Source organism: Idiomarina piscisalsi (assembly GCF_002211765.1).
GTDB lineage: Bacteria > Pseudomonadota > Gammaproteobacteria > Enterobacterales > Alteromonadaceae > Idiomarina > Idiomarina piscisalsi_A.
This window is the reverse complement of sequence record NZ_CP022133.1, coordinates 1,405,394-1,428,871: the sequence shown is the minus strand read 5'-3', so window position 1 is coordinate 1,428,871 and position 23,478 is coordinate 1,405,394. Positions and strand designations below refer to the sequence as shown.

The following is a 23,478-nucleotide window of genomic DNA, read 5'->3' as shown; positions in this document are numbered from 1 at the left end:
GGTGACGTATCCATTATTGATATCGGTCAAAAACGCCAAATGATTAGGAGAAGTTGCTGGTGTCATTCCCTGTACTAACTGAGCTTAGAACAAAGACTCAAAAACTGCACAGTCAGCTTGAACGAGAATCCGGTTTTAGTGACCTAATGAAAGCAACGGTAAGTTACGATCAGTACGTCAGCGCATTGAAAAATTTGCACTACTTCCTGTCAACGCTTGAACCCTCAATAGCATTCCATCTATCGGAGAACAAATACCGGTATCAGCGCCGCCTATGGTGTGTCGAAGCTGATTTAGCGTCATTAAATGGTTTGATTCATCCGACAATAGAGCCAACTGATTTGACTTATAACGAGGCGATTGGCGCTGCTTATGTTATCGAAGGATCGACTCTTGGAGGAAAGCTCCTGTATAAGCGGCTGCAAAAGCAGGATTTCATTGCTAAAGCCAGCGCCCTGAGCTACTTTAGTTTTTATAGAAAGAACACGTGGTCAGACTATATTGGGTGGTTAGAAAAACAGTCATTTAATCCTGAGGCAATTGATAGTATTTGCCTAGGAGCAACTCATGCGTTCGAGTTACTGCTCGAATGCAGCTCTACGGGGACAGGTCTATACAGCGCTAACCGGGAGTACGGCATTGACCGAACTGACTAAAGAACAACTGCAACAAGCGATGGAAAACTGTGCGACTGAGCCAGTGCACACGCCTGATGCCATTCAACCGCACGGTTATTTTCTAGCGTTCAATAATAATTTTGAGGTATTGACCCATTGCAGTGAAAATATTGAAGCGCTTCTGGGAGTTTCCGCGGAGCATTTGCTTGGACACAGTGCGCCCGATTACCTGAAATCCAGTTGGAAAGAGCACTTATTGAGGTTGCGTCAGTTAGCTTCTGACTCGGTGGGTTTTGACGATGAAATCAATAATAACGATGTTTATTGCACCATGTATGCCTCTGGTGACTCTATATGCGTTGAAGTTGAGCCTTTAGTTGGGCGTCTTAGCTCAAGTTTCTTGTCAGAGTTACAAGCGCATCAGGAGCAAATTCGGTTTTCAAACTCTCTTGATGAGACTTTAAATGCGTTGACGAAAAGTATCGGCGAGATTATCGGTTTTGAGCGTGTGATGGTGTATAAGTTCGATGAAGAGTGGAATGGTCAGGTAATTGCTGAGCTGTGCAAGCAGTCCACCATTCGTCGTTATTTGCATCAACGCTTTCCTGCGTCGGATATACCCAAGCAGGTACGAGAGCTGTACAGCAAAAACCCTTTGAGAAGCATTGTTAATTCAACTCAAAAGCCAGCTGGTATTATAGCCCACGAAGATAAACGGTCGTTGGATCTAACCAAAGGAGTATTGCGAGCAGTTTCACCGATCCACCTGACGTATATGCAAAATATGGGGCTTCACAGTTCGTTGTCGATTGCGATATTTCAGGAAGAAAAATTATGGGGACTGTTGTCCTGCCACGGACTTGAAGCACACCCGTTAAATATTCAACAGCGTCATGCAGCGCAGGCGTTAGTGACGCTTGCGAGCCAGAGGCTGATTTTACAGCAGCAATATGAGACGGCTGCGTTTTTCGAAGCCATTGAAAATACGCGCGGCGCTTTAATTAGTGACAATCAGGAAATTAATGAGCCTAAGGCGTTATTTGAAAGAGAAGGCAACAAATGGCTGGAATTGTTTAGGGGGAACCTCGTTGCGCTCGCCTATGGAAATAACGTACTGAAGTGCGGTGCTGAACTGCCGGATGAGCGTATTCTGGCATTTAAAAAATGGTTGAATAAGAAGTGTCGGCTGGTAGGCACTTTTGTTTCCCGGAACGTAATGGACTCAGAGGTTGCCGAGTACTTTGAAGAAACCGCTTTGAGAGGGGTTATGGCTATCGCTTTGCCGGCTGGGTCCAGCAGTCAGCAGGGGTGGTTGATGTTCTTTCGCCCAGAGCAAATAGAAGAGCTTGAATGGGCGGGAAGACCCAATAAAGACACGATCGAACATTATAAAGGTAAGGCCGTAATGTCACCGCGTACGTCTTTTGAAAGCTGGAAAGAAACCATAAAAGGGCAGTCATCGCTGTGGCTCGATAGTGAACGAAAAGCGGCCATTAGTTTAGCCGAAGACTTGGCTATCGCCTTATCCGCCTACGAGGTAGAAATATTGAATGAACAGCTCAGCGCGGCCAATGACAAACTGGAGCACTTGGTTCATACCGACGCACTGACCCAAATTTGGAATCGCTACCACATGGAATATGTGCTTGATGAGCAAATCAGTGCGGCGAAACGTTACAGCCATGAGTTGGGTGTTATCCTTTTTGATATCGACAACTTTAAAGACGTTAACGACAATTATGGTCACGATGCCGGCGATGCCGTGCTAATAGGCTTATCTAAGCTGCTTGAAAAAGAGTTGAGGGACACCGATGACTTTGGTCGCTGGGGTGGTGAGGAATTCATGATTGTCGCAAAGCATTCTGATTTAGAAGCCACTGTTGCGCTCGCTGAGCGACTGCGACAGCGCCTTGAGGCTGCAACTTTTGATGATGTTGGTGTCGTGACTGCAAGCTTTGGCGTTACTTTTTATAAAGGCGGCGAGTCCAGAGCGTCGCTGGTTAAACGCGTTGATGATGCCCTGTATGACGCTAAAGAAAATGGGCGAAATAGGGTAGTGGCGGTAGAATAATGGTAAATACTGAAGGTGTCTTGTCGACAAAAAGCGTTAATTTAGTGGCGCAAGTCAGTCATAAACTAGGGTATTTGGAGTGCTTGCTTGAGTATTCAGGTGCTGAACAGAAAAAATTAAGTAAAGCGACGTGTCAGAAAAAGCTAAATGCGTCTATTGGTATGGACCTGAATGCTTCACAGTTGACAGGGGTTTCCTTAGATGAAGCTTATGAGTCCTGTTCGCGCTGGCGCCTGAGCTCGGAGGAAAGTATTCAAGACGCTCACCGGAGTATTTATGCCGCGTTCTCTCCTGAAGCTGGGCGTTATCGCTCTGCAGGTATGGGCATTTACCAGTACAACAAGTTGGTTCATACCACAGCCCCAGCTGGGCAGGTTGCTAGACAGCTTCGCGCGTTATTGGCGTGGCTGGAGCAAGCCAATGATCACCCTCTGGTCAAAGCGGCGGTATTCTTACGCCAGTATGAATTCATTCAACCATTTTCGGTAGGTAATAGCAGTATTGGTCATCTCTGGGTCAGTTTAATACTGGGGCAGTGGCACGTTCTGCTGCGTTGGCTTAACTTTGAAAGTAAATTGAAAGAGCGGCGTGGTGAATATTACGATTGTTTGAGAGCGTCAATTGGTAATAATGATCTCAGTATTATGGTTGAGTTCGTATTACAGCGCTTAGATGAAGCCTTTGATGAACTTCTTGATGGGGTTGAAAAAGCAGCGAAAGATCAAAGTGAGCAATCAGGTTCACTAAAAAGTTCGGATTTAAGTTCGGTTATTGGTTCGGTGAATGTGCATTTCAAGGGAATAAAGCCTTATTTCACCACACGCGAAAATATTTTAGTACTACTGCAGGAGCATCCGGAGTGGAGTGCCGCACGATTATCGGAAATACTCGGAATTTCTGATCGTGCCGTTGAAAAACACCTAGCCAAATTAAAGTCTCGTGGACAATTAAAGCGAGTTGGCTCAGCACGAGGCGGATACTGGCGAGTGGTTGCGCCATTGAATGAACAATTGGGCTTGCTTCAGGGAGACAGTTAAAGGAAGAATTGGTCGGCGTGAGAGGATTTGAACCTCCGACCCCTGACACCCCATGACAATTCTCAAGTGAAAACCCATTAAATTTTTTCAATTGTCCCAGTTTAAAGAAGTTTGTCCTCTACAAGTAACCTCCTGATTAAGTTAGTGTTTTTGCTCGCTTTGCAACGGTTTTTACGTTGTCTCTATTCTAAGGTAAATGTCCCTTAGAAAGGCTCCGCATTAACTGTTGCAACACAGGTGAAACATAACTTGAGGATTTTAAAATGGGTGTGCAACATAGAAGCTCCGAGAATCAAATTACTCCGTCATTAGCGGCAACCGCGCAAACCACTACAATAACTAAGAAACTGACTAAGCACCTTTTGAATAAAGTTTCTGAAGAGGTAACCAGAATAAATGACCCTGAAATCCCCGGATTTCATGTTCGACTCGGCAGAGTAAATAAGCACGGTGTTAGATCCAAAGCGTTCTACCTTTACTACAGAACGAAAACGAAACCAGTAAAGTCGGTTAATTATCGAATAGGTGGAATGCCTGAAATTGATATTGAAACCGCTAAAAGCATGGCTAGAGAAAACCTGGAGAAAGTAAGGAATGGCATTGATATTCAGGTTGAACGAGAAAAGCTATCGTCAGGAAGTGATGCCTGGACAGTTGGAAAGCTTTACTCCGAATTTTTCAGAAATAAGATTTTGGGGAGAAAGCGTCCAGAGATTGTTGAAGCTAGCTTCAATAAGGATATATTGCCACGAGTAGGGCATGTACTACTTACTAATATTACCCGACACCAGCTTCATGAAGATGTCTTTAGCCCAATATTAGATAGGGGCGCTAAAAGCCAAGCTGGCAAAACACTTGCGTTGTTGAAGCAGATGTTTAGTTACGGCGTTGCAATAGGCTGTATGGACTTTAACCCTCTTGAGGGTGCGTCTAAATCAACCTACGCTAAATACACTCCGCGACGCAGAACGCCAAGCGTAGATGAGCTTAGAACAGCCTTAGAAGTCTTTTTAAGTGCAGGAATGTCAATTCAGAACTTCAATTGTTTTAAGGTTATTCTATTAAGTGGAGTAAGGAGCGGGGCGGCCATAACAGCTAAATGGAGTGATGTGGATTTTGAAAAGCGAGTTTGGTACGCAGTTAATGAAAAACACAGTACCAGAGATGAAGTTGTTTACCAGAAAGTCCCGATGTCAGACGAGCTATTGAAAGCTTTTCGAGATCAGGAAAGTCATAGTGCTTTACTCAAAAGCGAATTTGTATTCCCTGCAAAAAGAGATTCGGTGTCAGCGGTTAAAAGCATTAGCCATATGGATACTAAGACGCTGAATAGAAGTTTAAACCGAATTAGAAAGCAAGGAAAAGTTCAGGTACCGGAATTTCAGCCTCACGACATAAGGCGTTCCATTCGTAGTCATTTGATTTCAGTGAAAAGCGATAGTTCATCAGGTCGATATAATGCTTTTAGCCCTGCTTGCGCGGAAAAAATATTAGGGCATTCTTTAAGTGGTATGGAGAGGGTGTACGATCAGCATGATTACTTTGATGAAATGAAAGAGGCTTTGTCGTATTGGGGATCTCTTTTTAGTGATTTGGTTTAATTGAGATCTTGGCTAAAAGCTTTGCAGGTTCAACAAAAGACTTGGATTGTCTATTCAAAGTCGATGAGAAAGGCTCTGTTTAAGAGCCTTTTAACTTATTTCTATTTTTCATGCTTATGGGGTTTCAGGGGAGGGTGTTTAGGTTGATTTTCTGGTGTTACACGACGCCTTTTATCTCGAGTCCTGTCCTCTTTCCGTGGCTTAGGTCCTGGTTTTATGCTCATTCGAATAAGTCCTTCTAGTAATGATCTTCTAATAGAAGAGGTGGCGGAATGCCATGAACTTATATAGGACAAGTTTGGGTTATACTCAATTTTATGTGGTGTTCTTATTCTCTAATTAGGTCTGGCAGTCCGGTTTGTGCCAAGAGCGGACATATAAACTCATAAATAATTGGGTCAACTAAAGCAAGATCCTTATCCTCTACTGCAAACGCTAATAAAATCGGCGTGCCTCTACCATAAGTATTTGAATGGGGATCACCTTTAGGAAGTCGATACTAGTCTATCTATTCAGTTCACACTAGTAGTTCCTTTACTCAGCCATTTCTTTAGGCCAATAAATTTCGAATCTAGCTCCCTTGTCACTTGGAGCTAACTCGACACTTCCTCCAAACTTCTCTAGAATTCTTCTAACGATTGATAAACCGATACCACTTCCTTCAACCTCATCCTGAGATTTCAATCGAGAAAACATTTCAAATATATTCTGGCTATGCTTTTGAGGAATTCCCGGGCCATCGTCGGCAACAGTGAATAGATAACCGTGATTACTATCTTTAACCGTTAACCAAATATTCCCTTGACCAGTATCATGATGTTTCACCGCATTAGAAAATAAATTGCGGAGCACTATTTCAAACTCCTTAACTGGCATCCTTATAATTTCATCGTCAACATGAAGAGTAAATGCCCCGTTAGACGCACTCATGTTCAAGATATCCTTCGCGAAACCCTTGAGGTTGATTGTCTCATAGTCATGAGATACCTGGCTCATCGTGCTATACATTAGTAAGTCATTGAGCAGTTTTTGAAGTCTTTTTGCTCGAACTTTGATAATTTCAAAGTACGCTTTTACTTCGGGGGAAAATGAACTGGCATATTCGTTGTTTATCCATGTCACCACCTGTTCTATAGCAGCCAGTGGTGCTTTTAGATCATGAGAGGCAATTTGAGTAAAACTCTTGAGATCTTTGTTAGATTCCTCTAATTGCCGAATGGCCTCTTCTTGTCGAGTAATATCGGTCGCAATGCCAAGTATATAAAATTTTCCGCTGTCGGCTCTAAATCGTTTTTTCTTTGTCAAAAGTGTTCTTACTTTCCCATCAGGAAAAAAGATTGTTTCCACCGTCTCGCTATAGCCATCTTTAAAGGCTATTTTGTCATGATGAAGAAATGCGTCCCTGTCTTCTTTAGAGTATGACTCAACCGTCGTTGAGCCAATCACTGAGTCTCTTACATCGTCTGGGTAAAGGTTCAAAAAAGCCGTGTTGGCTTTTACGATTTCAAATGATTCATTTTTTACGAACGCCAGCCCCGGAATGGTGTTAAACACCAAAGAGAGAAATGACGAGCTATCTAGATCCTCATTAAGAGTATCAATATCTTCCATATTAGCCGCCCACCACTTAATCTGAAAACTAAAAGCAACCTACGCTAACCATTTTTGTTCAATCACATCGACTTCCGATGGCCGTCCAAAATAATACCCCTGAAGCCGATCAATATTTAGTTCGGCGCAAAGTTTGTGCTGCTGCTCGGTCTCAATGCCCTCAGCCACCGTTTTATAATTAAGTGATTTCGCGAAAGCGCAAACCGCTTTAAGCATGCACTCATCTTGCCCTGGCTTAGCCGATTGAACAAATGACTTATCGATTTTTAAAATCGAGAAAGGGTAAGCTTTCAAGTGCGATAATGAAGAGTAGCCAGTACCAAAGTCATCTAATGCAAGCTCGACGCCTATCTCAGCTAGTTCATTGAGCGTATCCACCGCATCAAGGCTGCTCACTAAGTTACTCTCGGTTAGCTCAAGTTCAAATCGCTTTGGTGGGATCTTGTAATGCTCAATACAATCTCTGCAGTAATCTATTAACCCTTTATCCTTTAATTGCTTAGCTGATAGGTTAACCGCGACTGAGAAATGAATTTCTGCTGTATTAAAACGCTCCAACCAATGGCTGAATTGCGCACAGGCAGTACGGATAACCCATCGGCCAAGCTCATTAATAAAATTCGACTCTTCAGCGATTGGAATGAACTCATCCGGGGAAATCATCCCTAACTGCGGATGTTGCCACCGAATCAACGCTTCAATTCCGACAAGCCGCTTCCCATCGACATCGACTTGAGGTTGGTAGTGAAGAATAAATTGGTCGTCATCAATAGCTTTTGATAAGTCTGTTTCTAAACGGGCTCGCTTTTCAATTTGCTCGTGAAAGTTTCTTGAATAATACTGAGCCTGGTTGCGACCAGCCTCCTTTGCACGATACATCGCAACATCTGCTCCCTTCATGAGCTCGACAGCGGTTTCGCCACATAGCGGAAACGTCGCTACTCCGATACTCGCGGATACGCGGATTGTTTCCCCCTCAATAACAAAAGGCTCAGCTAAGGTTTCTAACAGACGGTCGACCAGCAAACGAATGTGACTTGCGTGGGTAAGGGACTCAACCAAAATTGCAAATTCATCTCCCCCGAGGCGACACAGTCTGTCATCGGCTCGCAATGGGGTTTTGAGCCTTCGAGCAACTTGCTTTAATAACTCATCCCCAGCTAAGTGTCCTAAGGTGTCGTTGATGCTTTTGAATCTATCAAGGTCAATCATAATCAAGACGAGATTAGAGTTTTCTCTCTTCGCTCTCGGGATGGCATGTTTGAGCGATTCATCAAAGTAGTAGCGATTACTAAGCCCGGTTAAAGAATCCTCTTCAGCTAGCTTTCTCAACTGGTTGTGGCTTTTTTTTACTTGCTGCTCGAGTTCGTAGCGCTCTTTAGCCAGCAATATAGAGCGCTTTAACCGAGACGCAGTAACCTCTCCCTTCATCAAGAAGTCTTGCGCTCCTGCTTCGACACAACGGACTGCTAACTCCTCATCGTTACTGTGACTTACCATGACAATCGCAGAGGAAGATTCATTGCTTCCCCTGAGTTCACGCAGAACTTCGATTCCGTTCGATGGTGGAAGTTGGTAATCGAGAAGTATCAAATCGTAATTGTCTGTTGTGGCATAGTCCAACCCCTCGGTGGCGGTCGTCGCCTCAGTTATCGAGTCAATTGCCAAAGCAGAGTCTTGTAGAACTCTTTTCGTTGCCATGCGATCGACGACATCATCATCTACGATTAAAACGTTCATGTGCTCTTCCTGTTTGTTTCTGTTAATCCCTTACAGGCTTTGTCAGATTATTAACGAGCGATTACCCAGTGAATCACGAAGGTAACCCCCCGCGGGAGATTCTGCTCTATTTGGCAGCTACCGCCTCTTTTCTCCACTATCTTACGTACAATTGCTAATCCTAGACCACTTCCTTCTACTTCATCTCTAGGCCTTAATGTATGGAAAAGCTCAAATACCTTTTCCTTAAACTCTTCTGCAACTCCAGGTCCATCGTCGCTCACCCTAATCTCCACTCCTTTGTCAGTATAAGTGCTTGATACCGACACGGTACCGTTCTCTTTATCGTGGTGTTTGACCGAGTTGTTGATAATATTTCCTAAGACACGACTCAATGACTCTTTATCTGTCACTAGCTCACCAATATTGCTATCAAGCTCGAGTCGAAAACCTTTCGGAGGCGAATTTAAGTTGAATGTTTCCTCAACAAGCGCTTCGAAATCAATAACCTCTTCAGGTTGTTGCTTCTTATCGACCCGAGAATATTGAAGCAGTGCATTAAGAAGGCGTTCCAGTCTCAATATGCGGCTTCTTAATAAAGAGAAGTATTCCTTGGATGTAGCTGACAAACTGTTTTCTTTATCACTTTCAATCCACTCACTTAACTGCGCCACTCCTCTAAGGGGAGCCTTGAGATCGTGTGATGCCACAAAGGCAAATCTATCGAGCTCTTTGTTTGCCTCCACCAGCTCCTCATTTTGTTTAAGCAATTTACTCTTGGTTTTTTCTAGCTCATCTTTGCGCTTTTTCAAGTGTCGAGTTGTGCGCTCGGCTAACTCCGTTGCCTTATTTTTCGTTCGGGATAAAGCAATAAATAAAGCGATTAATAGGACATCGATAACGACACCTGTCACTAAGATTAGTTTGGGCTCTGAAGTTTCTGTTTGAGAAGTAAATTCAGGGGAAGACCTTAGGTTAAATGTCCAGGTTCTACCGTACATATCGATGTTTCTTGACTCACTGAACATGGGGCTGAAATCACCAACTTTGACTGAGATATCCTCATACAACTTGTCTTCCCCGTCATAGATGGAGAAACCAATTAAGTCGTTGAAGTTACTTAAAGTCCCCCCCATTAATCTCTCAACGATAAACGGAGCATAAACCAAACCAGCAAAGCCCGACTCTGAGTCTCCATAGTAAGGAGGAATAGAGTCGCTATACCAAGGTGCGAACAGCAAAAAACCAGGCGTTTTTCTTTGGTCTTGAACGAGTGTTATCGGGCCTGTCATCTGAGTCACTCGCTCATATCGTGCTTTCAAAGCCGCGGTATAGCGGTTTTCTTCATGTGCCATATCGAGCCCTACAGCTTTAGAGTTTGCTGACTCTGGCTCAATATAGGATATCGGCCACCATTCACTTTGATTATGGTCGGGATACGGTGCAAATCCCTCGAAGCTTTGTGTTTGCCAAGATATATAGCTATCTTGCTTATCTAGGGGAACATAGTGAATAACGCCAATACCATTAATGCCAGGAAACCGCTGCTCAATATTTAAAGACGCGGCGAAGGTGTTCCACTGTGCTCGTGTTACCGAGTCAGGCATTACGTGTAACATGGCGACACCTGCCCACAAGGCTTCTTCATACTTAGCCATGCGCTCATTTATGAGCTCGATAACTTGATCTGATTGAAACTTAAATCGATTATAGGCCTTTTCTTCGGCTTGTATTTTTGTCACCTGCCATGCTGTGAGAGTCAGGGCCAACGATAGAGCTACAACTAACCAGTGGTACCATTCTAGATAACGTAAAATATTCTTTTTCATTGCAGACTCAATCGGAAAATCATTTGATTAAAGCTCTAATCTAGCAAGCTCAGATTTCTAGGCAATCAAAAATTAAATTAAGCTCTTTAAACTGAGGACGTATTTTTAAGAAGTACTTGTCTCATTCTAGAGCGCCGCTCTATGAGCGTTCATTCATATTCTTGTGTTCTTACACTCACTGTGATTTATCCGCTCCTTAGTCAAAATTAGCAAATCAGCAGCGCCTCAATACCCTTAATTAGTTTCCAAACTTAGCCCTCCGCTATCAAATGGATGAACTACATACAAACTGATTTCGTCCATTGCCTTTCGCTAAATATAAATTTGAGTCGGCTTCGTCAACTAACGCTTGCCAGTCTTTGGGAGGGTGCTGATGTGTCACACCGCCGACGGACACGGTTACTTTTTCAAATGGAGACTCGTTATGAGCTATATTCAAACTTTCCACCGATTTTATCACTCTATTCGCTATCACATTCGCTCCTACGTCGTCAGTGTTTGGGAGGACAATGGCAAACTCCTCTCCGCCGAGTCTTGTGACAAAGTCTGTCGAGCGCTCCAAGCACTTTGTTAGGGCATCGGCCACTCTCACCAATACCGAATCTCCGGCGAGGTGACCGTATGTATCGTTGTATCGTTTGAACCAATCCACATCCACCATCAACGCAGAAACCTGAGGGCTTTCGAGGCGAGCATAAAGTTGCTTTGTCACTGATTCTAAGTATCGCCGGTTGAATACCTTTGTCAGGGAGTCAATCATTGCTTCATTGCGATAACGGTCGAGCATTTTTTGATATTTTAGGTGATGCTCTACACGCTTGATTAAGGTTGTTGGGTTAAACGGTTTTTTCACAAAGTCACTGCAACCTGCGTTCCAAAAGTCCAACTCGAGAGTAGCGTGCTCGTCACCTGTAACCATGAGGATAGGAGTTGACTCAAAACGGTTGTAGTCACGAAGTTCAGTACACAGCTCGATACCATTCTTGTTGGGAAGGTGGTAGTCGATAATTATTATATGAGGTTCAATGTTAAAAACCTTCTTTATAGCCTCCTCGGTCGAGTGACAGCGCTCTATCTTGCAGTAATCAGTTAACGCCCTGTCTACGACTGAAAAATCAACATCATTATCTTCGACAACTAAAACTGTACTTTCATCGATTTCCTCTTTGAGTTTAGACTCTATGTCGGGCGTATTAATTTTATCCACGGCAGTTTCCCCACAGTCAAATAGCGATAGGTTTACTGGTGAATTAAATATAGTCAGGCTATAGATGATATTCCAATCAATATAAAGATAGGGCAGCCCACTATTTAACTGAATTGCCTGTTGAGTGTTTCGACCGTATGGAAAGAGTTGGGCGATATTTTTAGCTAAAAATTACACTGACAAAGAAAATCGAAGGTTTCCCTTGAGGGGAGGGCCGAGAAAATTGAGATTCTATGAGTAGCCTGCTGCTCGCTCAAGGCGGACTTTTAATGGAGTGTTGTTGCGAGAGTTAAACAACTCAATTAAAGTTATTTAACAGGCACAAGAGGGCTAATTTTACTCGGATGGTAATATCAGCGATAGGATACTACTGAATGGAACACAGTAAAAAGGATATCGAACTATCGGCTAAAGTAAAAGAAGCCAGCGAGTTCGCGCGACACAAGAAATTTGATAATGCCATTAGGATCTTAGATGAATTGATTGGTGATTTACCCAATTACAATCTAGATCATTCTGCCATATGTGTGAAAATCATACCTTACTTTCAAAAGGCAGGACGTTTTCCTGAATTAGAAACGTATATTTCAAGTAAGCTCATTCCTGTGGCTATTGCTGTTCGTCAAAAGGCATTTTCGCACCAAAACGACATGATTCAAGACGCTTATTGCCACCTTTTACTTTCAGAGATATTTGATAAGGTTCGGTTGTGTGCCAAGAGGGAAAAAGTTGCTGATCTAGAAGCACTTTACAGTAGGAAGTCGAACGAGCACTATGAGTTTTATCTAAGCTCTTTAGAGAGAGGCGAGGCAGTTCAAAGTGAAGAGTCGGAAAAAGAACTTAAGAGAATTTTTGGGAGTGATAAATCTAAGTGGCCTGATTTGCTGAAATAGCGTTAATTAAATTCTTAGGATTTATACTGCATGAGCTCTCCCCCAGTCATGGAACCATGACTTAGGTTAGGTTTCCATTAAAATGGGTTAACTGGAGATCACAAAATGCCAAACCCGCGGGTGTACTTTGTCATTAGATATTTTAGGAAAACAGTTGAAAGACACTTTTGAAGAAATTTATAAGCGTATAGATAAAACGGCTAGTTGTAGATTCAATGCTAGCAATCGCATGCGGCGCCATAATATTTTATCTCTCGCGATTGTTATATTTTTTTCGCTGGGACTTATTTTCGTATCATTAGTGAGGGCCTTAGAGATAAACACTTCCATTAACGGACAGTCTCTAGATCTCATGTCTATATTTTTCAGTATTACTATTTTGGTAGTTTCCACAGCTTTAAGTAAAAGCGATTTCGGTATTCGATCCGAAAAGTTCCATGATTGCGGAAGAGAGCTTCACAGCTTGCTCATGAAGGTTAAAAAGAACTTAGATAACACCACTCTCCATACCGAACAGAATTACGATGACCTTCAAGCTATGTATGAGCGTGTGCTGGCTAAATACGATAACCACAAGCCAGTTGATTACTACCATGTTAAAGCGCAATGGACTGATTCATTTCAAAAACGATGGTATAGGGTCCCTGTAGCGCTTTTCCACAGCTTCCTTGAGTACTTTATTTATTTTATTCTTCTAATTATGGAAATTGTTTGGCTAGTCTATGTTTTTACATAATCGAACAAGTCAATAAACTAAGTGCCTATGCCGCCGGATTAGCTGAACCATACCGGTTATTTCGGGCGATAACCTTCACTTTTGGGATTAGGCAGTCAGACCGCGATGAGCTAGGGTTAGGATTTTTGCCTAACTCAACTGTTTATTCACCTCTCTCTTATTAGTAAGAGCGGGAGGTGAGAATCAGGAATGGCATACTTATCTCTGCAATATTGCGCGTTTTGTTATTGTGCTATGTATTTAAGTCGTTTACTGTCAATGACATTATAAAAAATCACAGTTGGGTAGTCTGCGCTTGTTAGAGTTTAGTTGATCATGCTCAAATTAGTTTTGCTGATTTATGGCGTTTCATGGTTGGAATCTTTTTAGCTCAGTAACTTAAAGCTAGGTACCGACCAATTTAATGGGTGACAAAGTGGGCACGCGCAATATACAAATAATGGTATGGACGCTCCCCTCTAAAAGTCCACTAAACTTGTTCCGTTAAGAACAGGGTTTTGAGGAGAGCGAAATGGACAAAGTTATATCGGTAATTGGAATTGATTTAGCTAAGAACGTGTTTCAGGTCTGCGCCGCTAATAATTCGGGTAAGCGCTTGTTCAACCGTTCGGTTAGTAGAGCTAAGATTTTACCTATGCTGGCTAATATTCCCAAATGTATTGTAGGAATGGAAGCATGCAGTAGTTCTCACTATTGGGCGAGAGAGATAGAGCAGTTAGGGCATGAAGTTAAACTTATGCCGCCGCAGTACGTTAAGCCTTATGTGAAGACGAATAAAAACGACGCAACTGATGCGGATGCTATTTGTGAAGCGGTCGTGCGACCCAGCATGCGTTTTGTCGCGATAAAATCAGTTGAGCAGCAAGCTCTTATGCTTCTGCATCGTGACAGAAGAGGATTGGTTCGGGATCGAACATCGCTGGTTAACCGGCTACGTGCAATGATGGGTGAGTTCGGCGTGATAGCACCAGTCGGTCTTCATAAGTTCAGGAGTTGGCTTAAAGAAGAATATGGCGCCGTTGAATCACAACTCCCCGAGCTATTGCGACGGCATATTCATGTGATGGTTTCTAGGCTTTGGGAAACGGACGAGCACATAGCGCTTCTGGAGTCAGAAATTCACGGAAACTCCAGTAGCGCGGAAGATTGTAAAAGACTGGGTGAAGTGCCGGGTATCGGCCCGTTAACGGCGTCCGCGCTGGTGGCCAGTTTCGGTGATATTAAGAGTTTTAGTAACGGCAGAGCGTTCGCTGCCTGGTTAGGTCTTGTACCTAAACAGCATTCGAGTGGTGGTAAAAGCAAACTACAGGGCATCAGTAAGCGCGGTGATAGTTACCTACGCAGTATGTTGATACACGGTGCCAGAGCGGTTATCCGTCACTTGAACCCGAAACGCACAGTAAGCCGGTGGCTCAGAGATTTACTCTGCCGACGACATAAGAATGTTGTGATAGTGGCGCTGGCCAATAAATTAGCAAGAATTGTGTGGGCGTTATTAAGTAAAGGAACAAAGTATCAGGAGTCATACTCCTGTTAAACAGCTCGCAACCGTGTTGCGCAGGTAAAAAGTAGAAGGCAAAGAGATGACATCGTCACTGGGTAAACCTGAACCTAACATAGCTCTAAAAAGAGCGTTCAAATGATTAGGCCCCAGTTCGCGAATACCGTCAGGGGCCGTCGAATAATCGACATCAAGAGCCCGGATAGATGGCTGCAACACACTCTTTTGGCTTCGATATTTTACTTGCACAATTGGGAGCGTCCATAGATGTTAGCAGTACCATGGAGTACAAATGAGTAACGGAAATATATCAGGAATAGATGGTGCTTTAGGTTTTTGCTCTGAGCGACTCAAGCACCATCAAATGAGATCACAATTGCACTTCATGTTTTCCTTAGCAGCATTAATTTTTGGTGGAATGGTTATATACCCCAGCTATGGGGTTGGCCCTGATGCGGCATCAACAAGTTCTACTTTAACTCTATCTGCATTCTGTGTTGTAGCTTTTGGAGTGCTAATGGCTCTTCACAGGTATCATTTAACCGAAATATCAAAGTATGAGCACTATAAATTGGCATTTGCTCGTTTAAATATCGCTCAGTCTTTTGATGAAAGAGCTATAGACCAAATTATTTCTTCACTAACTGTTGATGCCTTCAATGTTAAAAGTGGAGCTTCAAATAACGGTTCGGTTCAGAGTCCGTTGCCTGGTTATCCTACTTCTGACCTGTCGGCGCTGTTGGTAGGTAAGTTATTAGATAATGCAAAGGCTTCAGGTAGTACCGTTAACAAGCCAAACCAGCAGGGCAAGTAATTGTTGGCTTTTTGCTCCTGCGTCGCTAATTTTAGTCAACAATTATTTGCCTCTGTTTGGGGCGTTATAGGCTCAATGTAAGCGTCAGACCCAAACAATTTCTTAAATATCAATGTAGAGTTCTCTATGGCTGTAGCTGAAATGTTTTCTGATTTTCTGAATAATCTGAGAGTTGATAATGCTGACACTATCAGTTCACGTTACGGTGAAATTACATCCAGTCTCAATAAAAAGTTTAGGGACTCAGAATCAAAGACCAACAATAGCTTACAGGTAGGCTCTTACGGCCGCTGGACAGCCATTAAAGGCGTTTCCGATTTAGATATGTTGTATATTATGCCAGCAGGTCAATGGGATAAATATAAGAGTGGCGGCCAATCAAAATTACTGACCGACGCAAAGGATGCGATCAAGGCTAGATACCCGAAAACAGATGTACGCGTCGATAGGCTGGTAGTAACTGCAACTTACCAAAACTTTCACATAGAAGTGCAGCCAGTTTTCGAACAGGAAGATGGAAGTTTTAAGTACCCAGATACGTATAACGGTGGTCGCTGGTCGATCACCAAGCCTCGCGAAGAAATACGAGCAATGAAAGAGTTCGTCGAGCAAAAAAATAGAAATCTACGGCGATTGTGTAAGATGGCTAGGGCATGGAAAAACAAGCACGGAGTAGGAATAGGGGGCCTGCTTATTGATACTTTAGCACATAATTTTCTTAACTCTACATCTGACTACGATGGTAGAAGTTACTTGTATTATGATTGGATGGGCCGAGACTTTTTCAAATACCTGTCCGATTTGCCTGATCAAAGCCATTATAAAGCTCTTGGCAGCGGCCAGAACGTCAAAGTAAAAAGTAAATTTCAAAGGAAAGCTAAAAAAGCATATCAGCTTTGCTTAAGCGCTATCGAAGCCGGTGATTCGGATAGCGCCAATAACAAATGGAAGAAAGTTTATGGCCGTCCCTTCCCCGGCAAGACCCAGAAGGTTCAAGAATCTGCAGCGAAAAGTCAAAAAGCTTGGCGTGATACCGAGCAGTTTATTGAAGACCAATATCCCGTCGATATTCGGTATTCAATGACTTTGGAGTGCGAAGTTTCACAGCGCGGTTTCAGAGAGCACTATTTAACACACATGCTAGCAAAGGCGATACCACTACTGGCAAATAAAAAATTACTATTCACAGTGAAGTATTGTAGTGTGCCAGAGCCATATTTAATAAAATGGAAGGTTTTGAATAGAGGGGCTGAGGCTAAGAGAAAAGATTGCATCCGTGGTCAAATTTTTTCGGACGAAGGCTACAATAAGAGGAAGGAAAGTACAGACTTTAGAGGTGAGCACGTTGTAGAGTGTTATGCTATTAAAAATGGTGTTGTTGTAGCCAAAGACAGAATTGATGTTCCCATTCAGTGAAAAAAACTATGAAAAAAGATGAATTATTAAAAGCTATCGCTGAGACTGGTTATAATGTTGGGTTTGGTGCAAAAAAGCATTTTTCCACATATGACATAGTCGAGAAAACTCCTGGATTTATAAGTTTTTTTTCAATGGCTTTTGGCATTTATGCACTTGCGTTTGATGGTTTGTCGACCAAATTTCTTTCCGCTTCTTTTATAATTCTAGGCATCGTTGGGTTGTATATATCACTTTATGATAGCAATAAGTTAGAGTATGAGGTATCTGGAATAGCATTGACAAAGCTATACAATAAACTTGGAAATCTTTATCGAAAAGCAAAGAGCGCTGATGAAAAAGATATCACGGAGCTGGAAAATCAATTATCTGCGTTTCAGGCTGAATATTATTCATTGTGCCAAAGTAAACAAATAATGCTTAGCGATTGGTATGCTCATTATAAGTTTTTTTGGCAGCACCAGATAGATTGGGTAAATGAGCAAAAACAATTTAGTTTTTTTAGAGACAAAATTCCCCTGACCTTATCAGTCTTCGTGATCGGAATCTGTTTGGGAATCAGTATATGGTTTTTGAGTTGGGGAAGCTGACTTGTAAAATGGTTTCGCCTTGAGCAGCTATCACAAGTACAGGCATTGCGACGCCCACTACATTGCGTCTTCGGTTCCATTCCGTGGGCGCGTGTGCTGCAAGCGTTAAATTGAACATACACTGGATTCTAAAAGAAACTCTGAAAGGAAGGTCCGCAAGTGTCCGATAAAAACTCCTCACGCGATCCATTTTCTAACAGAAAGTTTGATGTCGAGCATGCCATTAGCATGTACGCATATAGCTACGTTAGCCTTCCTGCATGGGCAATCTATGAGTCCGATATGCTCGAACAGCATAAAGAAATCATCGACGCTTGCCACATCTACATGATCGGTTATGCACCTTCCATAAGCCTGCTGGCAGAGTCGCTTGAAGATAATATTTTGACAACTAGCTACTCAGTCCTTGGAGAAAACCACGAGTTAAAATGGCAAGCACCACATGGAGCAGAGCTGAAAGAAGATGGTGACCGTGTTTTTCTTCAGGACGCAGAAGGAAACACTTTTTGGCCTAACGATGAGCAAGTGGTGCTTCAATTGGGGCACCTAAGGAATATGGAATTTAACGTCAAGTATATAGGCCAAGCATACGGAAAAGACGGTTCAAGAAATGCTCTCGATCGACTATTAAGCCACGAAACACTTCAAAAAATATCGCTACGCGGTGTTCCTGATGGATATCAGTTGCGGGCTTTGCTAGTGCAGGTACAGCCCAACAATCAAATTGTTACTCAGTTCAATCCCAGAGCGGAAATCAAGGATTCCGGAGGCCTGCGTATACGGTCAGGATTAGACAAACTTTTCGGTACTGATGAGAAGGAAAGGGTCTCTCTATATGAGGCAGCTATGATCCGTTATTTTCAACCTGAGTTTAACAAAGAATTCAAAAACAGCTTCCCTTCCACGAACCTAAAGGTACTCCAAGATTGTTATGAAAAAGATTTCACAGGAGTTGTAGGTGAATTTTATTTGGAACCGTTTCCCTTTCAGTTATGTTCAGAAAAAGTGGAAAGCAAAGTTCATCATATTGCGTATTTCGATTTGCATAAAACCAGCGATAGGAAATCATTTTTTTCAATTTAACGAATATGTTAGCGGGGCCTGTTTGTTCCGCTGGCTCAGAACGAGCGCTTGAGCCAGACGCTAGACGGCTATCTACTTGAAACAAGGAAAAACATGTTAGTTTCATTTAACACAGTATTGGATTTCATTTGTTTGGCCGAGCCCAATCAGCTTAAACGTAAAGAAATAGTTGAAATAAATAAAGTTAAGCCTTTCACACACTATCAAGTGTGTGAGTTTAATCGTTTAAGAATAAAGCCAGAATCAGTTGTTAACACAAAGGACTATATTAGGTTTGTTGTCTCCAAGCAGATAAATGAATTTGATTGGAAAGAATACGAGCTATTCATGCAGGCTACTCATGAGGGTGTCACAGTTTCGATGGAAATCCGTGGGAAGTCTGTTGTTATTCACGATAGTAATGGCAGTGAACAAGGGTTTGAAACTGTTTTTATATTTCTTGAAATGGTTGGTTCCGAAATGGGGTGGCACAAACATCTTGAGGACCTTCTTAATATTAAAGTTATGTATATAGGACAAACAGAAATTACAGACGGACCTTATCTGAGATTTGACGTGCATGAAAAAATCAGCAAAGTCGCAAATGACATAATATCAAATAGACCGGAAAAAGAAGTAATTGTTAAGTTAATGTCATTTCAGCCACCGTTTGCTAGGGTGATGATGCTCCCGGAAATAGCAAGTGATGATTCTAGGAGTGACTGGATGCCCGGAAATGGGCTGTTAGAGGACGTTCCAAAAGAAGATTGGAAAACAGTAATTGAAGGAACCTTGATTAAATATTTTTACCCTGAGTTTAATGTTCACTATCGGGATAACTTCCCCTCTGATAAGCATACGAAGTATAAGTACTTTTACGAAAAAAATATTCGTTCAGTTTGTGTTGAACTTCATGAAGAATATCGGGCTTACATAACTAACAGTGGAAAAGTTGGCCCAAAGAGAATTCGTTTGATCGAATATGCTCTTAAAAAAGATGACTCAGGAGTGATGCTGGTAGACAATAGTAACCAAATGTCAGATAGCTTTTATGAAGCTATATCACCTAACAAATAACTGCACCGGAAAAACTTGGCGCTTAGCGAGCAATTTTTCCGGTGAGCTAGACGTTAACGTCTGTTCGTGGCACAAAACGACCTTTTTGAGGGGGAGCTATTTTTAGCTGCCTGCCTTTTGAAACAAAAAATTTTTGAGAAAAATCTGAAAGTTCATTTAGCTTTACGATCCAATATACATAGCTGTAATCTGTATTCGCTCATGTCCTAGCTCTCTGCTTAATTGCCTGCGAAATTTGTTATCAACCCCTTTCTCATCCGGTGACATTTCTCGTCTGGATTTTCCACCTCGGTGGGGACAACTGTAGCCGCTAATGTCTTCAAATCGATTTTGGGCGTAATGGTGTCGTAATCCGTGGTTTCTATTTAAACCTACACGACATGTTTCGTACTCATAAACTTTCATTTGTTCTTTAAAGTTACGGTTGTCAGCTATTAGCGACTTAGAGCCGAACTTTGCCTTAATTTCGTTGAGCAAATCTCGCTGCCCTTGAGTTTTTATAGGAACAGAACGGGCTTTGCCTCCTTTAGTCCATGTGCTTTTTAGATAAATGTGCTCCTCTTTATCAGCGTATGCTGCATTAAAGTGGATGCATTCAGCTTTTCGAAGTCCAAAGTGTGATTGGAGCAGTAAGGAGTATCTTGTTGGTATATCCTGAATACTTTGAAGCTTGGACATGTCCAGGTTGTGCGCTTTATTCGCCCCAACGAAGACCCTACGACTTATTGAGTATGCGTCATTCGTGCGATGGACGATATTAGGTTTACCTATTTGTGCACTGAGCCAGCGAAGCTCAGCCATTCTGTTTTTTATGGTGGCTGCTGAGAGCTCATTTTGACGCCACTTAGTCACCAAGTATTCTATGTGCTTTGGTTTGAGCTGATCAGGACTTTTTATCTTGTATCCTTTTTCAATAAGCTCTTTAGCTACTAAGTTTAGAATTCTCTTTGAAGCTGAACGAGTAGCGAACGATCCGCCTCGCTGCTTTTTTATTAGTTGATTCAGTGTATATCCAAGTTTGCTCATATGGGCTCCTAAATAAAAAAGAAAGAAAAGCCCGAATATTGAGTAATGTCAGTAGTAGGTGAGTTTTAAACCCCGCTATAAAGGCGCACCTTTAAAGCTATCTAAGATAAACAGGGGTAATTACTCAAGCGGCTAGCTAGCCGAAATATCTTAACGATATTATTTGGAAGGTTCGGGCGTTTTTTAGTATTTGTTTCTCCTTGTGGTGATTGCGACAGCCCGAGCGTCTTTTGTGATTATGCTATTAACTTAGCTTATTGACTTAAGAGCATCAACCTTTTTTATGCGGACATGTCCGCACAAATTATACAATCATTGTAAGACTTACTTTTATGTAAGTCATTGAAATATTTGACTTCTGATTAAAGTAAGACTTTACTTGTTTTTTCATGACTTTAAGAACCTCTATTTTTTTGCTTCTTCATTAACTTAATTTCCGCTCGACTGAGTCGCCACCGACTTGCTAGATATCGTGTTGTAAGAGTTCAGTTGGAACCGAGGATTACAGATCAAATGTACGCATCTAATGAAAGTCGAAAGCCTGCTATGTGCCAAAAGAGGACATTGGATTTTCTGACCTTACAAGGTAATGTAGCTTGCAAGGGAGCTGATCTCACACGATCGGTACAATACACTCTTAGGAACCGAAATGATTGATGTGCGCGAATCATACAAAGAAATGACATTGCGTATTCTCAGTAATTTCCAGTTACTGGAGCTGACGCTTAAGCTCTATATAGGGCGAGCCTATGAGTTTATCGACTTATCTCTGAATGGTCGTATGCACTTTGATTATTCGATATCAGACGTTGAGAACTTTCCCCTCGAAAGGCTGTTAAATGTTTTCGGCAAGCTAAACGGCAACAAAGAACTCCTGAAGCGCTTGAACAAGCTCAGAGCGCAAAGGAACCATGTGGCGCATGAGTCTCTCATCATCGTAACAGGCTCTGAATACAACAAAGAAGTCGTTCAGGAGAAGCATGGCGAGTTTTTCTACCTTGAAGATGAACTATCCGAATGTCTACAGCTTGTTGTTGAGGAAACAAAAGCCCTACACTTGGGCTTCGTGAAAAAGTAAGGCCTAACCATTCAATGAAGTCTTCTTCAACGGTAAGGTCCCTGTTTTCAGGGAGTACCGTTCAATGTGGGCGCAGTCTGTGAATGTATAAATTGAATCATCCGGTATTCACAAAGTGTCTCAAGACATTTCAGTGTTAGAGGATTTCATTGAGTATGTATTGTCTGGGATTCAGCCCAAAATTCGGGAACAGGTAGAGATTTTCATGCCGCAACGCGACTTAGGCAGGAACAAAGCTAACAATAGCCTCAGGGTTCTTTTTCCTGGCACAGTCGTTGATTTTTTTTGGGGGGTGTAGTGCCCGAAGGTAGGGACGCGAATAGTGATAGTTAAGCAAGATAAGTGGGCGTCGCCAACAAGCTGCTGCAGCGGAGAAATTTCGCTGCGCCCCATTTGCTGGCTGAGCGTTGGCTCTCTACTGTAGATAGCGTTAAGGGAAATTATGAAAACTGTATATGTCTTAGGTGCGGGGTTTTCGATTGATGCAGGCGGTCCTACTCAAGCTGAAATTATCCGTGAAGCCTTTAAGCTGCGTCAGGAACATCGAAATTACTATGATGATGCTAAATTCTCGGAATTTACCGGCTTCCTCAAGGAGCAGCTTAATATATCCGAAGATAAATTCGCTAGCGTAGATTTGGAAGATATTTTTACCCCTTTAGATAGGTGCTTAGGTGAAAGCTCTCAATTCAGAGGAATTGGTTTAGATAAAATAATGAAAGTCCGTGAATCGGTTTTCTATGTTGTTGGAAAGACGATTCAAATATTATTGAATAAAACTGATAAATCGAAAGATTATATAAATGAATTTGCCGAATTCTTAACCAAGAAATCTTCAGTGCGCGCAGACGTTAACTATAGAAGAAAAGATCCAGTAAGTGTGATAAGTACTAATTGGGACATTCTTCTTGATAATTCAATTTATAAGACTCTTCAGAGTAACCCGGAATATGACGGCGTAGTCGATTACTGTTGTTACATAAGCTCGAAAGATGAGAATGATGGTACGGTAAAGCCAGGGTTAGAAAAACTGGGGCAAGGAGGATTTAATGTTAAATTGCTAAAGCTGCATGGTTCACTGAATTGGTTGCAATGTCCTCGATGCTCTAGGCTTTATTCAAAGTTCTCAAGCAAGGAGGCAATGATAAATTATGATAACCCAACTTCATGCCGACATTGCGATAGAAACTTTCCAGAAGAAGGAGGCAACCATACCCTAGCTGCCAACTTGATAATGCCTACATATTTAAAGGATTTATCTAATCCTCAATATCGAATTATTTGGCAAAATGCTGGTATAGAGCTTTCTGAAGCTGATGAGATAGTTTTTATCGGTTATTCACTGCCTTACGCGGACTTTGAAATGCGACAGCTTCTGTCAAGGATGACAAGGAAAAACGCAAAGATTCACATTGTTGACTACCGTGAATCAGAAGAAAGAGAGGAATTAGAGAGTCATTGGAAAAAGTTTTTCGGTAATAGAAACATTACCTTCAGTTTTGGTGGCGCAAAGTCTTTCGTAAAAACATTAATGAATGAAGCTAACAACCCAATGCAGTTAAACGATACCGTGTCGGATGATTGAGAGGTTAT

Annotated in this window: 19 protein-coding genes; 14 read left to right on the top strand and 5 right to left on the bottom strand. The window is 42.2% G+C overall.

All coding sequences use genetic code 11. The features are described from left to right. Positions 1 to 59 precede the first annotated feature (59 nt). The 4 genes from CEW91_RS06895 to CEW91_RS06880 all read left to right on the top strand — a co-directional run bounded on the left by CEW91_RS06895 (position 60) and on the right by CEW91_RS06880 (position 5,326). A complete protein-coding gene (locus tag CEW91_RS06895; RefSeq protein WP_198400860.1) occupies positions 60 to 656 on the top strand; it encodes a biliverdin-producing heme oxygenase in 597 nt (198 codons plus the stop codon). Then, on the top strand, positions 640 to 2,688 hold the full coding sequence (locus CEW91_RS06890; protein ID WP_198400859.1) for a sensor domain-containing diguanylate cyclase: 2,049 nt from the start codon (positions 640 to 642) through the stop codon (positions 2,686 to 2,688). The genes CEW91_RS06895 and CEW91_RS06890 overlap by 17 nt, the downstream gene beginning before the upstream one ends. Continuing rightward, positions 2,688 to 3,725, top strand: coding sequence for a Fic family protein (locus CEW91_RS06885; RefSeq protein ID WP_088768277.1), 1,038 nt, complete (start codon positions 2,688 to 2,690; stop codon positions 3,723 to 3,725). The genes CEW91_RS06890 and CEW91_RS06885 overlap by 1 nt, the downstream gene beginning before the upstream one ends. Positions 3,726 to 3,988: 263 nt before the next feature. Further along, positions 3,989 to 5,326, top strand: a complete 1,338-nt coding sequence (locus tag CEW91_RS06880) for a tyrosine-type recombinase/integrase (protein WP_088768276.1) — start codon at positions 3,989 to 3,991, stop codon at positions 5,324 to 5,326. Positions 5,327 to 5,860: 534 nt separating this feature from the next. Here the strand turns inward: CEW91_RS06880 and CEW91_RS06875 are convergent. From CEW91_RS06875 to CEW91_RS06860, 4 genes are all read right to left on the bottom strand, one after another. Beyond that, positions 5,861 to 6,937 carry a sensor histidine kinase gene (locus CEW91_RS06875; protein WP_088768275.1) on the bottom strand — a complete coding sequence of 359 codons (1,077 nt, stop codon included), beginning with the start codon at positions 6,935 to 6,937 and terminating at the stop codon, positions 5,861 to 5,863. Between the two features lie 39 nt (positions 6,938 to 6,976). After that, positions 6,977 to 8,677 (bottom strand): putative bifunctional diguanylate cyclase/phosphodiesterase, encoded by a 1,701-nt coding sequence (locus CEW91_RS06870; RefSeq protein WP_088768274.1) that lies wholly within the window; start codon positions 8,675 to 8,677, stop codon positions 6,977 to 6,979. Between the two features lie 50 nt (positions 8,678 to 8,727). After that, positions 8,728 to 10,485: a CHASE domain-containing protein gene (locus CEW91_RS06865; protein WP_088768273.1), complete on the bottom strand. Its 1,758-nt coding sequence runs from the start codon at positions 10,483 to 10,485 to the stop codon at positions 8,728 to 8,730. Positions 10,486 to 10,750: 265 nt separating this feature from the next. Beyond that, complete coding sequence (locus CEW91_RS06860; protein ID WP_088768272.1) at positions 10,751 to 11,692, bottom strand: GGDEF domain-containing response regulator; 942 nt, start codon at positions 11,690 to 11,692, stop codon at positions 10,751 to 10,753. A gap of 374 nt (positions 11,693 to 12,066) precedes the next feature. Between CEW91_RS06860 and CEW91_RS06855 the strand changes: the two genes are divergently transcribed. From CEW91_RS06855 to CEW91_RS06820, 8 genes are all read left to right on the top strand, one after another. After that, on the top strand, positions 12,067 to 12,585 hold the full coding sequence (locus CEW91_RS06855; RefSeq protein WP_088768271.1) for a hypothetical protein: 519 nt from the start codon (positions 12,067 to 12,069) through the stop codon (positions 12,583 to 12,585). Between the two features lie 127 nt (positions 12,586 to 12,712). Further along, positions 12,713 to 13,321: an SLATT domain-containing protein gene (locus CEW91_RS06850; RefSeq protein WP_157776077.1), complete on the top strand. Its 609-nt coding sequence runs from the start codon at positions 12,713 to 12,715 to the stop codon at positions 13,319 to 13,321. 511 nt (positions 13,322 to 13,832) lie between these two features. Further along, a complete protein-coding gene (locus CEW91_RS06845) occupies positions 13,833 to 14,858 on the top strand; it encodes an IS110 family transposase (RefSeq protein WP_088768269.1) in 1,026 nt (341 codons plus the stop codon). A 256-nt stretch (positions 14,859 to 15,114) separates the two neighbouring features. After that, the gene (locus tag CEW91_RS12290; RefSeq protein ID WP_157776076.1) at positions 15,115 to 15,636 is read left to right on the top strand and encodes a hypothetical protein; all 522 of its coding nucleotides are present in this window, start codon (positions 15,115 to 15,117) and stop codon (positions 15,634 to 15,636) included. A gap of 126 nt (positions 15,637 to 15,762) precedes the next feature. Beyond that, entirely contained in the window at positions 15,763 to 17,052 is a 1,290-nt protein-coding gene (locus tag CEW91_RS06835) for a nucleotide-binding domain-containing protein (RefSeq protein WP_088768267.1), read from the top strand. An 8-nt stretch (positions 17,053 to 17,060) separates the two neighbouring features. After that, the gene (locus CEW91_RS06830) at positions 17,061 to 17,642 is read left to right on the top strand and encodes an SLATT domain-containing protein (RefSeq protein ID WP_088768266.1); all 582 of its coding nucleotides are present in this window, start codon (positions 17,061 to 17,063) and stop codon (positions 17,640 to 17,642) included. A 159-nt stretch (positions 17,643 to 17,801) separates the two neighbouring features. After that, complete coding sequence (locus CEW91_RS06825; protein ID WP_088768265.1) at positions 17,802 to 18,725, top strand: hypothetical protein; 924 nt, start codon at positions 17,802 to 17,804, stop codon at positions 18,723 to 18,725. Between the two features lie 93 nt (positions 18,726 to 18,818). Then, a complete protein-coding gene (locus CEW91_RS06820; protein ID WP_088768264.1) occupies positions 18,819 to 19,781 on the top strand; it encodes a hypothetical protein in 963 nt (320 codons plus the stop codon). Between the two features lie 162 nt (positions 19,782 to 19,943). Here the strand turns inward: CEW91_RS06820 and CEW91_RS06815 are convergent, their stop codons facing one another. Beyond that, entirely contained in the window at positions 19,944 to 20,807 is an 864-nt protein-coding gene (locus tag CEW91_RS06815) for a phage integrase N-terminal domain-containing protein (RefSeq protein WP_088768263.1), read from the bottom strand. Between the two features lie 649 nt (positions 20,808 to 21,456). Here CEW91_RS06815 and CEW91_RS06810 point away from each other — a divergent pair. Next, a complete protein-coding gene (locus tag CEW91_RS06810; protein WP_088768262.1) occupies positions 21,457 to 21,885 on the top strand; it encodes a hypothetical protein in 429 nt (142 codons plus the stop codon). Between the two features lie 442 nt (positions 21,886 to 22,327). Then, on the top strand, positions 22,328 to 23,470 hold the full coding sequence (locus CEW91_RS06800; protein ID WP_088768260.1) for a hypothetical protein: 1,143 nt from the start codon (positions 22,328 to 22,330) through the stop codon (positions 23,468 to 23,470). The last annotated feature ends 8 nt before the right edge of the window (positions 23,471 to 23,478 follow it).

Bases quoted from the DNA above. Each gene is read 5' to 3' on its own strand.
- CEW91_RS06885 (WP_088768277.1), top strand. From the start codon at position 2,688: ATGGTAAATACTGAAGGTGTCTTGTCGACAAAAAGCGTTAATTTAGTG.
- CEW91_RS06880 (WP_088768276.1), top strand. From the start codon at position 3,989: ATGGGTGTGCAACATAGAAGCTCCGAGAATCAAATTACTCCGTCATTA.
- CEW91_RS06875 (WP_088768275.1), bottom strand. From the start codon at position 6,937: ATGGAAGATATTGATACTCTTAATGAGGATCTAGATAGCTCGTCATTT.
- CEW91_RS06870 (WP_088768274.1), bottom strand. From the start codon at position 8,677: ATGAACGTTTTAATCGTAGATGATGATGTCGTCGATCGCATGGCAACG.
- CEW91_RS06865 (WP_088768273.1), bottom strand. From the start codon at position 10,485: ATGAAAAAGAATATTTTACGTTATCTAGAATGGTACCACTGGTTAGTT.
- CEW91_RS06855 (WP_088768271.1), top strand. From the start codon at position 12,067: ATGGAACACAGTAAAAAGGATATCGAACTATCGGCTAAAGTAAAAGAA.
- CEW91_RS06845 (WP_088768269.1), top strand. From the start codon at position 13,833: ATGGACAAAGTTATATCGGTAATTGGAATTGATTTAGCTAAGAACGTG.
- CEW91_RS12290 (WP_157776076.1), top strand. From the start codon at position 15,115: ATGAGTAACGGAAATATATCAGGAATAGATGGTGCTTTAGGTTTTTGC.
- CEW91_RS06835 (WP_088768267.1), top strand. From the start codon at position 15,763: ATGGCTGTAGCTGAAATGTTTTCTGATTTTCTGAATAATCTGAGAGTT.
- CEW91_RS06830 (WP_088768266.1), top strand. From the start codon at position 17,061: ATGAAAAAAGATGAATTATTAAAAGCTATCGCTGAGACTGGTTATAAT.
- CEW91_RS06820 (WP_088768264.1), top strand. From the start codon at position 18,819: ATGTTAGTTTCATTTAACACAGTATTGGATTTCATTTGTTTGGCCGAG.
- CEW91_RS06815 (WP_088768263.1), bottom strand. From the start codon at position 20,807: ATGAGCAAACTTGGATATACACTGAATCAACTAATAAAAAAGCAGCGA.
- CEW91_RS06810 (WP_088768262.1), top strand. From the start codon at position 21,457: ATGATTGATGTGCGCGAATCATACAAAGAAATGACATTGCGTATTCTC.
- CEW91_RS06800 (WP_088768260.1), top strand. From the start codon at position 22,328: ATGAAAACTGTATATGTCTTAGGTGCGGGGTTTTCGATTGATGCAGGC.